Source organism: Helicobacter hepaticus ATCC 51449 (genome assembly GCF_000007905.1).
Taxonomy (GTDB): Bacteria; Campylobacterota; Campylobacteria; order Campylobacterales; family Helicobacteraceae; genus Helicobacter_C; species Helicobacter_C hepaticus.
The window spans coordinates 1,645,408-1,658,081 of the sequence record NC_004917.1 but is presented as its reverse complement, the minus strand read 5'-3'; the positions used below and the strand labels follow the sequence as shown (position 1 = coordinate 1,658,081).

The window sequence follows — 12,674 nt, the reverse complement described above, 5'->3', positions numbered from 1 at the left end:
AAAGTTTTAATTCATTGCAAACGCTTTGCTAAAATAGAATGTGTCATATCACTTAAATAAAATTCTTCATTTATATCAATATCACTTAATCTACAAGGTTTCCCTTCTTTACTTATTTGTGCATACCCACGAGTGGAAAGTGAGTGTGGATTCAAAGCATTAAACACCTCCAACATACGCTCATATTCATATTGACATTGCTGCAGTTTCTCCTCACACCGAGCATTAAGAGATAAAAATATATGTTCATATTTTAGCATTTTATCCTCAAGTACTGCATTCATAGAATCTCGCATCATTTGTTGAAAAATATTGATTTGCTCAACCTTAGCGCAATAGCGCTGCTCAAAATTATAAAGCTTAAAATATTCTCGCATTCGCTCTAATGCTTGACTTTTAAGCACAAATTGCTGCTTAAGGGCATAAAAATAACTATTCATTATTTCATCAAGCACACGCAAATATTCGTTTTTGTCAGGCAAAAGTATTTCCATAGCCGCTGAAGGCGTAGGAGCTCGCACATCAGCGACAAAATCACTTATAAATACATCAACCTCGTGTCCTACAGCAGAAATAATAGGTGTGCGTGCAGAATAAATGGCATCTGCTACGCATTCTTCATTAAATGCCCACATATCCTCCATACTTCCTCCACCTCTCCCTAAGACAATAACATCAAAGCTTTCAGATGTGCCAAAAAAACTATCAGCTCGTTTTAGATTCTCTACTATAGAATCTTTTGCTCCTTCACCTTGCACAAGTGTATTAAAAAGCGTAATATGCACAAGATTCCAACGCTTATGAGCTACTTTGAGCATATCCTCTTTTGCCGCACCTGTGGCAGAAGTGAGCAAAGCAATACGTTTGGGGAAGCGTGGTAAAGGCTTTTTATGAGCAGATTCAAAATAACCCTTTGCGCCAAGCTTTGTCTTAAGGGCTTCATACGCTTGAGAGAGTTCGCCTAAACCTGCAAGTGTGATACTTTTACAAAGAATCTGATATTCTCCTTTGGGCACATAGACACTAAGTGAGCCCATTATAAGCACACTTTGTCCTACTTCAAGCTTTATTTTCAAGTTACGCGCATTGCCTTTAAACATCACACAACGCACGCTTGAGCTTTCATCTTTAAGAGTGAGATAAATATGTCCACTTGTATGAATTGTTACATTACTTATTTCGCCACGCACACAAATATCCATAAAAGTAGATTCTAAAATACTTTTAATTTGTGCGTTAATCTCACTTACTTCTAAAGCTCTCACTCCATCTCCTCAAAACAATTAAATCATTCTATCACATTAGAACTTTTAAAGACTTTTTGCTACAATAGCATTATCCCAACACAATAAGGTAAGTTATGCAAAAAATAAGTAATGAAATATTCCTATGCAGTATTTGCAATGTTAGCTCTGGAGATTGTCCAGAAGATTGCAAATACTGCACCCAAAGTGCGCATTATGGCACACAGATTCAAAGATACAAAAACAAAAGCATTGATAAAATTGTGCAAGAAGCAAAAACATTGCGCGAATATGGTGCATTAGGATTTTGCCTTGTAACCGCAGGACGCAGTTTAGAATCCCAAAAATGTGAATATATTGCTAAAGCTGCAAGTGCAATTAAAAAAGCGGATTTAGGCTTACATATTATCGCGTGCTGTGGTAGTGCAGATGTAGATTCTCTTAAATACCTTAAAACCAATGGCGTGGATAGTTATAATCACAATTTGGAAACTTCTAAAGAGTTTTTTCCACACATTTGCACTACACACACTTGGAAAGAGCGATTTGAAACCTGCGAAAATACTCTTAAAGCAGAGCTAGGACTATTATCTGGAGGCATTTTCGGCTTAGGTGAAAGTTGGGGAGATAGAATAGAACTGCTTAAGCATTTACAGATCCTCTCCCCTCATACATCTCCCCTTAATTTTTATATCGCTAATGAATCTCTACCTTTACCTATGCAAACTCTTAGCCCACAAGAAGCACTAGAATGCGTAACTCTTGCGCGTGAATATCTCCCAAATACACGCTTAATGATTGCGGGAGGGCGAGAGGCAGTCTTTGGTGATAACCAAAAGCCACTTTTTGAAGCAGGAATTAATGGCGTGGTGCTAGGCGATTACCTCACCACTGATGGCAAAGCACCTAAAGATGATGTAGCAATGATAGAATCTTATGGCTATGTCGCTGCGACAAACTGCCACTAAGGAGATTCTCTATGCCATCTATCCAAAAAGAACAGCTTGTTGCCAATCTTTGGTGCAAATCACGTAGCCTTTTTGATATATTATGGAATAAGATAAAAAGTATTTGGGATTTTGTCGCCGACAAAGAATTAAGCTTTTATGCAGCTTCGCTTAGTTTTTACACAGTTTTTGCAATTATTCCACTTTTAATGATTGTTTTTTCTATTGTAATGAATCTACCTAATTTTCAATCTCAAATTGAGCAAATCCGCACACTCATACTTTCTAATATTCTACCCACGCATACTGATGTGATTTCTAGCTATCTTGATACTTTTATGAAAAATAGCTCGGCACTAGGTATGATGGGGCTTGGATATACGCTTGTAGCATCTATAATGTTTTTTCGCAATTATGAATACATCGCAGCAAAAATGTTTAATTCAACACCTCGCAAGTTTTTTGATTCTCTTCTAATGTATTGGACGATGATTACGCTTTTCCCAATAGTGCTTGCTTTTTCAATTTATTTTAGCGGCGAAGTGCAAAAAACACTCAAAGGCACAGCAGATTTAAGCCTTTTATTTGACTTGATACCTTATTTGCTTACGTGGGCTATGTTTTTCTTGCTCTTTAAGCTCTCTGCAAACAAACCTCTTAAGCTTCTTGCACTCTTTAGTTCAAGCCTATTAACCACAAGTGTATGGCTACTCACAAAATGGGCTTTTGTATATTATGTATTTTACAATCAAACCTATAAAAGCGTATATGGGCCTATTGCTATTTTTCTTTTTATGATGTTATGGATTTATGTATCGTGGTTTGTATTACTCTATGGAATGCGCTTTTGCGAAGGCTTTGGCACAAATTTTGGCAAAAAGCTTGAAGAAAAATATGGTATCAGCACCACAGAAGTATAACTCTATTAAAAGGGTGGAGGCATTTGCCCCCATTAAAGAATCTAAGCAACTCTTAGAAGCTTAAAATATAACGCGCACCAACATTATAAATATGTGAGCCTGTTTGTTTAGCGCCTGTTATTCTATCATTTTCTAATGTCGTATCTATAAAAGGCACACGAGCTACAACTTCTATGCCGTGATGTTTGCCAAATTGACTTCTTAAACCAGCATTAAGTGCGACATTAAAACCTGTTTTTGCCTTAAAATCTTCATTATTTTTTGCAGCCCAAGTATTTGCACCAACGCCTACACCCACAAATGCACCTAGATTCACACTTTCACTCGCCACTACATTATAAAGCATATCTGCATTTAGTCCATAATTCATTATAATTTTTGGTTTTAAGTCATTCTTTTGTTCTGCATTTGAATAAGCAAAGTTTATATAATAACGCATACCAAAAGCAGGAGTAAGAAATGATTTATACCCAACGATAGTCTCAAAGCTCAAGCCATCAAGCTTTGTTTTCGTGTTATTAGATTTGATTTCGCTTTGCCCATAACCTGTGCCAACACCAATGAATAATCCACTTTCTTCTGCTATTCCATTAGAAGCTATAAAAGTCAAAGATAAAGCTAAACTTGCTGCGCATTTTTTCATCTATTGTACCACCTTTTATTGATATTTTGCATTAAATGCATACCTGATTTTACCCCCCTGCCCACCGATTTTTGCTTAAAAGCAAAAAATTTTGAACAGAAAAGCTAAGTTATATTTAAAATTGTAACATTACACTATTTTTGGGATTTTGGTTTTAATTTTTATGCAAATGCTATTTTTGCTGCTCGCTCAAGAAGTTCTTTTGCACCTTTATCAATAAATTTTTGTGCAAATGCTATACCTAGATTCTCGCTTGCATTTATATCATCTATATTTATAGAATCCTCGACACTATCTTGTAATACTTCACTTCCATCAGGCAATCCTACTATAGCTTGAAGTGTGAGTTTATTATTGCTAAATTGTGCATACACGCCTATTGGCACTTGACACCCACCCTCTAATGTCCTCACAAAAGCCCTTTCTGCACTCACACAAAGCGCACTCTGCTTATCATTAAGCACAGCAATTCTATCAAAAAATATAGAATCCTTACGCATTTCTATTCCAAGCGCACCCTGCCCCATCGCAGGTATCATAAAATCTAAGGGCACGATATAACGCACATCTTGTGTATTGATTTTAAGCCTATTCACTCCTGCTTGAGCGAGGATAATTGCATCAAATGCACCATTATGGAGTTTCTCTAGTCGTGTTTGCACATTGCCACGCAAACTTAATGTATCTAAATCAGAGCGATATTTTTTAATCTGCATTGAGCGGCGTAGGGAAGTTGTCCCTACTTTTGCTCCTTGTGGTAAAGCATTAAGATTGGGATAATTTACACTCAAAAAACAATCATTTGCACTCTCACGTTGAGTAATAGCTGCTAAATCGAGTTCAGGCACAAATTCTACAGGCACATCTTTGAGGCTATGCACAGCCAAATCAATATCTTTGCTTAAAAGCATTTCTTCTAACTCTTTAGTAAAAAGCCCCTTTCCACCTATTTTTGCCAAAGGCACATCAAGAATTTTATCACCACGAGTTTTAATAATTTGTATGCGAGATTGCAAACCACATTGAGCTTTAAGGCAAGACTTGATATATTCAGCTTGCCATAAAGCCAATATACTTCCACGTGAGCCAATAACTAGCTCTCTATCTGCTCCGCTCTGCTTTGCCATATCCACTCCTTATGCTATGATTTTGAGAATCTCTTCAAGCAATATTTCTTTATCAGTGGCACAAAGCTCATATTTTTTTAAGCCTTCGCGTTTAATCAACTCTACTTTGCCCTCATTTAAACCCTTACCTACAATCAAAGCAGAATGAAAACCAAGCAATTCAAAATCTTTCATCTTCACACCAAATCGCTCATCTCGCTCATCTAACAAAACATCAATGCCACACGCACTCAATATCTCATATAAAGCACTACCAAAATCATTTTGCACAGAATCTTTAGTGTTTGAAATAATAATGGCTATATCAAAAACACTCACTTCTTTGCTCCATATACAGCCTAAATCATCGCTTTTTTGCTCTAATATCGCAGGCAAAATACGCGAGATTCCAAAGCCATAGCAGCCCATAATAAGCGGTTGTGTCTTGCCATCGTTATCCAAAAATTGCGCATTCATTGCACGCGAATATTTATCACCTAATTTAAAAATATGTCCAACTTCTATACCTTTAGTATAATAAAGCTCTTGGGCACACTTAGGACATAAATCTCCCTCTTTACTTTGAGCTATATCGGCATATTCTAAGCCTTCAAATGTGCTTAAATCTACACCCACGAAATGATAATCCTTCTCATTTGCTCCGCAGATGAGATTTGAGGCGTCCCTTAAACTCTCATCAAAATAGATATGTGTAGCTTGAGTAATATGACGCAACCCATAAGCCCCAATAAATCCTACTTCCAATCCAGCTGCTTGAATCTCCTCTACACTCGCATCTTCTAAGGCAAGATAACAATTTGTATGTTTATTTATGGCATTGAGCATTTTTGTTTCTTCACCCTCATCATCACCACGCACAAAAAAATACACCAATTCACTTTCATTATTTGCTTTGATTGCTTTTTTTACTATTGCTTTGATTGTCCAAAACTTATCAACCTTAAAAAATGCGCTTAAAGATTCTATATTCTTTATATCAGGAGTAAAAAATCGTGCAAAAGCTGCCTGGGGTGCATTGCTATCATATTTTATTTCATTTGGACGCGGAGCAGTGCGTGGCGCTCTTTTACTTGCTTCAATATTTGCACCATATTCACAACCCTTACATACGACAATAGTATCCTCTCCGCAAGGCGCTAATACCATAAATTCTTTACTTCCGCTTCCACCAATTGCTCCAGAATCTGCCTCTACAACTTTAAACTCTAAGCCCATTCTTTGCAAAATCCTTTTATATGTCGCCTCCATAACATCAAACTCTCTATTCAAATCTGCATAATTACTATGAAAACTATATCCATCTTTCATAATAAACTCACGCCCACGCATAAGTCCAAATCGCGGACGCAGTTCATCACGAAATTTACTATGAATCTGATAAAGATGAAGCGGGAGTTGCTTATAGCTTTTAATCGTATTTTTTGCAATATGCGTTATGACTTCCTCGTGCGTAGGTCCAAGCACAAATTCATTCTCTTTTCTATCTACAAAACGCAAAAGCTCCCTGCCATATTGTTCATAACGCCCAGATTCTCTCCATAGCTCTGCAGGAGTAACAAATCCCATAAGAATCTCTTGTGCACCACTCTTGTCCATTTCTTCTTTAACAATAAAGCGCACTTTATCAAGGAGTTTTTTGCCAAGGGGTAAAAAATTATAAATACCACTGCCGATTTGCTGTATAAAGCCCCCACGAATAAGATATTGATGACTTTTAAGCACTGCATCTTTAGGAGATTCTTTAAGAGTATTTACAAAAAGTTGTGAAAACCTCATAGTATTCCTTTAAAAAATGGTGTCTTTCTCACATTTATAGCCATTAAGCATAACAACATCATCACTAATATCAAACACATTTTTCATTGCTTCAATAATAGGGTCGCCTTGAGGATTCTCACTTGCTTGCTTGAGCCGTATTGTTGGTTGATGCAAAAAGGTATTAAAAGCTCCGTGCAAAATCTTCTCTACATTTTGTTGATACGAAGCAGGTAAAAATCCTTTTTTTACCGCTCTATCAAGCTCTTTGAGGGCAGATTGTTTGGCAAGATAACGAATATGTTTAATGATAGGGTCAATCCCCAAAGTTTGAAGCCATTTAAAAAATTCTACACTATAACGTTCAAGAATCTTTTGTGCTTTTTTTGCACTATCTTCACGCGCATTTTTATGCTCTTGCACAATTTCTTCCAAATCATCAACACAAAAAATATGTAAATTTTCCATTTGTATATTTTCTATATCACGCGGCAAAGCCAAATCAAACCACCATCTTTGCTTTTGGCTCACTTGCACCATCTTTGATTGAATAATACAATTTGGAGCACTCGTAGCGCTAAAAAGCACTTCATATTGCCCTAAAAGTTGCTCTAAATGCTCCCAAGATTCTATATTTATACTAGAGTCAAGTTCTAAGGCAAGTTTGCGTGCATTTTCTTTTGTGCGACTAACAAGTGTAATTTGAGCGTTAGCATTTTGGAGATGCTTACACGCAAGACGCCCCATTTCGCCACTGCCGATAACTAAAACAGGCAGATTCTCTAAAGTTTTATCACACAAAGCAAGTTTTTGTTCTGCCATACGCACTGCCGTAGAAGCTACCGATACACTATGAGCTGAAATATCTGTCTCTTTTCGCACGCTTGCAGCACACTTAAAGGCAAAGTGCATAAGACGAGTCATATCTTTGGCACAAAGCGCATTCTCAAAGGCAAGTTTATAAGCAAGCTTAAGTTGTCCTGTAATCTGTGTCTCACCTATAACCAAACTATCAAGGCTTGAAGCCACACTAAAAATATGATAAATCGCATATTGGTTTAAACGCATAAGTGCAATATTTTTTATATCCTCTAATGCTATATTCTTATGTGTGCAAAAACATTCATAGATATGTTCTCTTGCTCTTTTTTTATCAATCATACTTACATAAAGCTCCACACGATTACAAGTGCAAAGTAAAATACTCTCCCTAATACTATCGCATACATTAATCTCTTGCAAAAATGGCACAATCTCTTCTTGGCTAAAACTCAGTTTCTCACGCGTAGCAATATCTACATTTTTGTGTGAAAAACTTACCACCATATATTGCACTTCCATTTTTTCTTGCATTCTATCCTCCCTAAAATGTCCTCTCAATCATTTGTGTAACAATATCTTTAAGCTTCTCATTGCCCTCATTTACAATAGATTGAATGGCTTTATTAGCATAATATTGAGCATCTGCGACACTTTGAGCGATGATATTATATTTTTGCAATTGCATTCTTATCCACGCTTGTTTTTCCTCATTAAGATGCACACCATAGCACTCAAGCAATTTTGAACGCTCATCTGCATTTAAATGTTCATATAAATACATATAAGGAAGAGTCGTTTTACCTTCTTTAAAATCACTCATTGAAGGCTTACCAAGTGTTTGGGAATCTTGAGTGATATCTAAAATATCATCAATTATTTGAAAAGCAATGCCTAAATTTTCACCATAGATTCTATAAATATTTTTATTTAAACCCTTTAAAATCGCACCACATTCCGCAGCAGCCACAATAAGTGCGGCTGTTTTATCTGCACACATACGAATATATCGCTCCTTATCTGTATGAAAAGAAAGTGAAAGTTTTACATCTTCAATTTCACCCACAGAAAGCCGAACAACAGCTGAAGAAACACTTTGAGCTAATCTGACATCAAGACAGCTTAGCTCATAAAATGCCTTAGAATAAAGCACATCGCCCAGCATTATGGCATTTTTATTACCAAAAGTAGCATTAATAGATGGAATACCGCGTCTTGTAAGAGATTCATCAATCACATCATCGTGCAAAAGTGAGGCACTTTGTATCATTTCAATTAAGGCACACACTCTTAAAGCATCTTCGTTCATATCACTAATAGAAAGCAAAAGTTTGCTACGAAGCATTTTCCCATAACTTAAATGTCCATATAAAGCATTTACTTCTTCATTTTTACACTCTTGGACGTAAGTATGAATATATGCCTTAATGCGTTCAAGTGCAAATTGTATATTCACGATGCTTGTCCTTGAGTAGTATCTTCTTCTGCCTCTTCGTCTTCTTTTTTATCTTTACTTGGCGAAATGCTCTCATCAAGCACTGCTGCACCTTGCCCCTCAATATAGAGCTTTAAATGTGCTTTTTTATCCTTATCAGCAAATTCCTTAAAATACATAATTAAATGTGGGTCATCTTTTTGTGAGCTATTGCCTCTTCCAAGTGATATTTTATAAGCATTGCGTTGATAATCTGTATAGAGAAGCACTTGATGATTAAATTTATCATAACGAATATGAAGTATAAGCCCATAATTTTTATAAAGTGTCCAACGAAACTCAAGTTCTTTTTGCACTGCACCTACACTAAAGTTAGCCTTATAAACTTGCTCTTTTTCAAGTGATAAGTCTTTTTCCCACGCCCAAATAGGAGCTAGGGCATACGCCGCACAAGAAAGCAAAAAAGGAGTAAAAAATAAAAAGATTTTATTCATAATTGCCCAATATTTTTGCCATTGATTCTATGGCAAGATTATCTTTTGCCACACGCAATGCTTCCTTATGAGTCTCATCAAAACGATAATTGACAAATGCAGATTCTATATCTATACCTTGATGTTCTAAAAGTGCTTCATATACAGCTATACGTTCTAACAAAGCCTCAAGCTCCAATCCTACTAAAGTAGGCGAAGCATTAAGGATAATCTCTTGCCACTTTTGCAATGGCGTGCCCTCAAAAAATGCGTCCATAAACTACTCCCTCTTTGATTTAATAGAATCTAATCTTGTTAAAACCGCTTGAGCGTGAGCAGATAAAGATTCACTTTGAGCCAAAAGTGCGCAAGATTCCCCAACTTCTTCTAATGCAGTAGCTGAAAAAGCAATAATTGAACTTTTTTTCATAAAATGCTCCACTCCAAGCGGTGAAAAGAAACGCGCACTTCCGCCTGTGGGAAGCGTATGATTAGGACCCGCAAGATAGTCTCCAATGGGCTCACTTGAATGCTCTCCTAAGAAAATGGCTCCTGCGTGTTTAATATAAGGAAGCGTATCAAATGGAGTGGTTGTAAGAACTTCTAAATGTTCGGGAGCAATGGCATTAGCAATCTCTATACTTTCTTGTAAATTGCGCGTATATATCATAACTGCACGATTTTTAATACTCGCTCCTGCAATCTCTGCTCTAGGCATTGAGGGTAAAATCTGTTCAATATGTTTTTGCACAGATTCTATAAGTGGGGCACTATCGCTTATGAGTATGGAACTTGCCATTTCATCGTGTTCAGCTTGGGAAAGCAAATCATAGGCAATGTAAAGCGGATTAGCTTGAGAATCTGCAATAATTGCTATCTCGCTTGGACCTGCAACCATATCAATATTTACCTCGCCAAAAACAAGTTTTTTGGCACAAGCAACAAAAATATTGCCCGGACCAGTAATAACATCAACTTTAGGAATCTCTTTGCACCCATAAGCCATAAGCCCTATGGCACTCGCACCACCAACCTTATATACTTCAGTAATACCACACAAATGTAATGCTGCAAGCACAAGGGGATTAGCTTGATTATGCGGTGTAGGAGAACACACAACAATCTCTTTAACTCCTGCAACAATCGCAGGAATAGCATTCATCAAAAGTGAGCTTGGGTAAGCTGCTTTACCACCGGGAATGTATAATCCTGCACGCTCCATTGGAGTAAATTTTGAGCCAAGTATGTTTCCATTTTCCTCACAATCAATCCAACTTTGCATTTTTTGTTTGCGATGAAAAGCATAGATTCTATCATAAGCAAGATGAAGTGCAGATTTTAATTCTGAAGAAAGCTGATTATAGGCATTAAGACACTCTTTTGGCGAGATACGCAAATCTTCAAAACTTTTTACCTCCCATTTATCAAAACGAGCAATATGCTTCTTTAGAGCATCTAAGCCCTCTGTGCGAATCTCATCAAGCAATTCTTGCACAAGAGATGAAACTTCTTTCATATCCATTTTTCCACGAGATAAGACTTGTTGAAATTCATTTGCAAACTCTGGCAAACGCACATCAAGATATTTCATTATTTTCCCCATAATCAAAAATAAATGAGAATTATATACATTAACTCTAAACAAACAAATTACATTTATAATACCCTTTTAGGGTTTTTTAAGCTTCTAAAAAGCTACTGTGTTTTAGATTCAAATTTCATCAAAAGGCAAATGAAGCGTTTGGGCTGTTTTTAAACGACATTCATTAAAATGAGTGATATTTTCCTCAAGAGAACGATTATAAGAAGGCACCATTTCAGCAAGCTTATCTTGCCAAGCGCTTGTTTTCATTTCATCACCAAAGCAACGTTTAAGCACTTCTAACATAATATCTACCACCGTTGAAGCTCCCGGTGAAGCTCCAAGTAATGCTGCAAGAGAGCCATCGCTAGAAGTAATCACTTCCGTGCCAAATTGCAAACTTCCTCTACCATTTTTATCTTTTTTAATTACTTGCACCCTTTGCCCTGCAAACTGCGCATTCCAATCTGGAAACTGCGCCGCAGGGAAAAATACTTCAAGCTTACGCATACGCATTCTATCAGTTGAGAGAATCTGCTTAATAAGGTAAATTGTCAATGGCACATTGTCAATACCTGCTTGAATCATAGGAATAAAATTATTTAAACGGATTGATGAGGGAAAATCAAAAAAACTTCCTTTTTTAAGAAATTTCGTATTAAATCCTGCATAAGGCCCAAAAAGCAATTCTTTTTTGCCCCTGATAATACGCGTATCTAAATGTGGCACAGACATAGGCGGGTCGCCAATAGATGCTTTACCATAAATCTTAGCATTATGTTTTTCAATAATTTCGCGATTATTACATATAAGCCATAAACCACCCACAGGGAATCCACCATAGCCACGCCCTTCGGGTATGCCACTTTTTTGCAAGAGCGGAAAAGAACCTCCCCCCGCACCTAAAAATACAAATTTTGCCTTTACTTGTTTTCTCTCATAGCTTTTAGTATCAATAACATCTAATAACCATATATTGCCCTCTTTGGTTAAATCACGCACTTTATGATGAGTATAAACATCAAAACCCTCTTTTTGGCTTAATTTTTCTCCAAACTGCCGTGCAATTTCACCAAAATCAACATCACTTCCACCAGCCATATAAGTAACTGCCATCTTTTGTGTCTCGCCTCGTCCCTCAAGTAAAAGTGGTGCCCATTCTTTAATCTGCTCTCTATCTTCAGTATAAATCATATTTTTAAAAAGCGGAGAATCTTTAAGTGTTTCATAACGTTTTTTCAAATAAGGCACAATATCATCAACGACAAAGCTCAAATGCGGCACAGGATTCAAAAAAGTATGAGCACCTTTGAGAATCTGCTTTCTAATACAATATGCCCAAAATTCTTTACTTAATTCAAATTGCTGATTAATCTTTAATGCTTTTGAAACATCAATACTGCCATCTTCTTTTTGTGGCGTATAGTTAAGCTCACAAAGTGCTTGATGTCCTGTTCCTGCATTGTTCCATACCGAACTACTTTCAGTAGCTAAATCCTCAAACATTTCATACACGCTGATATGTAAAGAAGGTTTGAGCTCCCTTAGCATTGCTGCCAAAGTCAAACTCATTATGCCTCCACCTACTAAGACTACTTCAGAATCCTCACTCATTCCCTCACTCCTTCTTAATACCCACGCTCTGGGCTAGGTTTTAAAAACCTTAAATATGCTTGCGCTATTGGGGATTATGCTTTTTGCTCTCATTTAGCCTTTCTTATGGTAAGAT

Annotated in this window: 12 protein-coding genes; 2 read left to right on the top strand and 10 right to left on the bottom strand. The window is 36.8% G+C overall.

The genetic code is table 11. From position 1 onward, the window contains the following. Window positions 1-11: 11 nt before the first annotated feature. Window positions 12-1,265 carry an exodeoxyribonuclease VII large subunit gene (xseA, locus tag HH_RS08365; protein ID WP_011116571.1) on the bottom strand — a complete coding sequence of 418 codons (1,254 nt, stop codon included), beginning with the start codon at window positions 1,263-1,265 and terminating at the stop codon, window positions 12-14. Window positions 1,266-1,360: 95 nt separating this feature from the next. Here xseA and HH_RS08360 point away from each other — a divergent pair, with 95 nt between their 5' ends. Next, entirely contained in the window at window positions 1,361-2,212 is an 852-nt protein-coding gene (locus tag HH_RS08360; RefSeq protein ID WP_011116570.1) for a biotin synthase, read from the top strand. 11 nt (window positions 2,213-2,223) lie between these two features. Further along, the gene (locus HH_RS08355; RefSeq protein WP_011116569.1) at window positions 2,224-3,111 is read left to right on the top strand and encodes a YihY family inner membrane protein; all 888 of its coding nucleotides are present in this window, start codon (window positions 2,224-2,226) and stop codon (window positions 3,109-3,111) included. Between the two features lie 52 nt (window positions 3,112-3,163). Here HH_RS08355 and HH_RS08350 read toward each other — a convergent pair whose 3' ends face one another. From HH_RS08350 to mqo, 9 genes are all read right to left on the bottom strand, one after another. Next, on the bottom strand, window positions 3,164-3,754 hold the full coding sequence (locus tag HH_RS08350) for an outer membrane beta-barrel protein (protein WP_041309153.1): 591 nt from the start codon (window positions 3,752-3,754) through the stop codon (window positions 3,164-3,166). A 161-nt stretch (window positions 3,755-3,915) separates the two neighbouring features. Further along, window positions 3,916-4,881, bottom strand: a complete 966-nt coding sequence (gene hemC / locus HH_RS08345) for a hydroxymethylbilane synthase (protein WP_011116566.1) — start codon at window positions 4,879-4,881, stop codon at window positions 3,916-3,918. Between the two features lie 9 nt (window positions 4,882-4,890). Then, window positions 4,891-6,657 (bottom strand): proline--tRNA ligase, encoded by a 1,767-nt coding sequence (locus HH_RS08340; protein ID WP_011116565.1) that lies wholly within the window; start codon window positions 6,655-6,657, stop codon window positions 4,891-4,893. A 9-nt stretch (window positions 6,658-6,666) separates the two neighbouring features. Next, complete coding sequence (gene hemA, locus HH_RS08335) at window positions 6,667-7,989, bottom strand: glutamyl-tRNA reductase (protein ID WP_011116564.1); 1,323 nt, start codon at window positions 7,987-7,989, stop codon at window positions 6,667-6,669. 10 nt (window positions 7,990-7,999) lie between these two features. Beyond that, on the bottom strand, window positions 8,000-8,911 hold the full coding sequence (locus tag HH_RS08330; RefSeq protein ID WP_011116563.1) for a polyprenyl synthetase family protein: 912 nt from the start codon (window positions 8,909-8,911) through the stop codon (window positions 8,000-8,002). Continuing rightward, entirely contained in the window at window positions 8,908-9,384 is a 477-nt protein-coding gene (locus HH_RS08325; protein ID WP_011116562.1) for a hypothetical protein, read from the bottom strand. The genes HH_RS08330 and HH_RS08325 overlap by 4 nt, the downstream gene beginning before the upstream one ends. After that, window positions 9,377-9,640 (bottom strand): DUF2018 family protein, encoded by a 264-nt coding sequence (locus HH_RS08320; protein WP_011116561.1) that lies wholly within the window; start codon window positions 9,638-9,640, stop codon window positions 9,377-9,379. Before HH_RS08320 ends, HH_RS08325 begins: the two co-directional genes overlap by 8 nt. 3 nt (window positions 9,641-9,643) lie before the next feature. Then, a complete protein-coding gene (gene hisD / locus HH_RS08315; protein WP_011116560.1) occupies window positions 9,644-10,954 on the bottom strand; it encodes a histidinol dehydrogenase in 1,311 nt (436 codons plus the stop codon). A gap of 120 nt (window positions 10,955-11,074) precedes the next feature. Next, window positions 11,075-12,559: a malate dehydrogenase (quinone) gene (mqo, locus tag HH_RS08310; protein WP_011116559.1), complete on the bottom strand. Its 1,485-nt coding sequence runs from the start codon at window positions 12,557-12,559 to the stop codon at window positions 11,075-11,077. Between the last annotated feature and the right edge of the window lie 115 nt (window positions 12,560-12,674).

What these genes read in the sequence shown, in the direction of transcription:
- HH_RS08360 (WP_011116570.1), top strand. Translation starts at nt 1,361, where the DNA reads ATGCAAAAAATAAGTAATGAAATATTCCTATGCAGTATTTGCAATGTT.
- HH_RS08355 (WP_011116569.1), top strand. Translation starts at nt 2,224, where the DNA reads ATGCCATCTATCCAAAAAGAACAGCTTGTTGCCAATCTTTGGTGCAAA.
- HH_RS08350 (WP_041309153.1), bottom strand. Translation starts at nt 3,754, where the DNA reads ATGAAAAAATGCGCAGCAAGTTTAGCTTTATCTTTGACTTTTATAGCT.
- hemC (WP_011116566.1), bottom strand. Translation starts at nt 4,881, where the DNA reads ATGGCAAAGCAGAGCGGAGCAGATAGAGAGCTAGTTATTGGCTCACGT.
- HH_RS08340 (WP_011116565.1), bottom strand. Translation starts at nt 6,657, where the DNA reads ATGAGGTTTTCACAACTTTTTGTAAATACTCTTAAAGAATCTCCTAAA.
- hemA (WP_011116564.1), bottom strand. Translation starts at nt 7,989, where the DNA reads ATGCAAGAAAAAATGGAAGTGCAATATATGGTGGTAAGTTTTTCACAC.
- HH_RS08325 (WP_011116562.1), bottom strand. Translation starts at nt 9,384, where the DNA reads ATGAATAAAATCTTTTTATTTTTTACTCCTTTTTTGCTTTCTTGTGCG.
- HH_RS08320 (WP_011116561.1), bottom strand. Translation starts at nt 9,640, where the DNA reads ATGGACGCATTTTTTGAGGGCACGCCATTGCAAAAGTGGCAAGAGATT.
- hisD (WP_011116560.1), bottom strand. Translation starts at nt 10,954, where the DNA reads ATGAAATATCTTGATGTGCGTTTGCCAGAGTTTGCAAATGAATTTCAA.
- mqo (WP_011116559.1), bottom strand. Translation starts at nt 12,559, where the DNA reads ATGAGTGAGGATTCTGAAGTAGTCTTAGTAGGTGGAGGCATAATGAGT.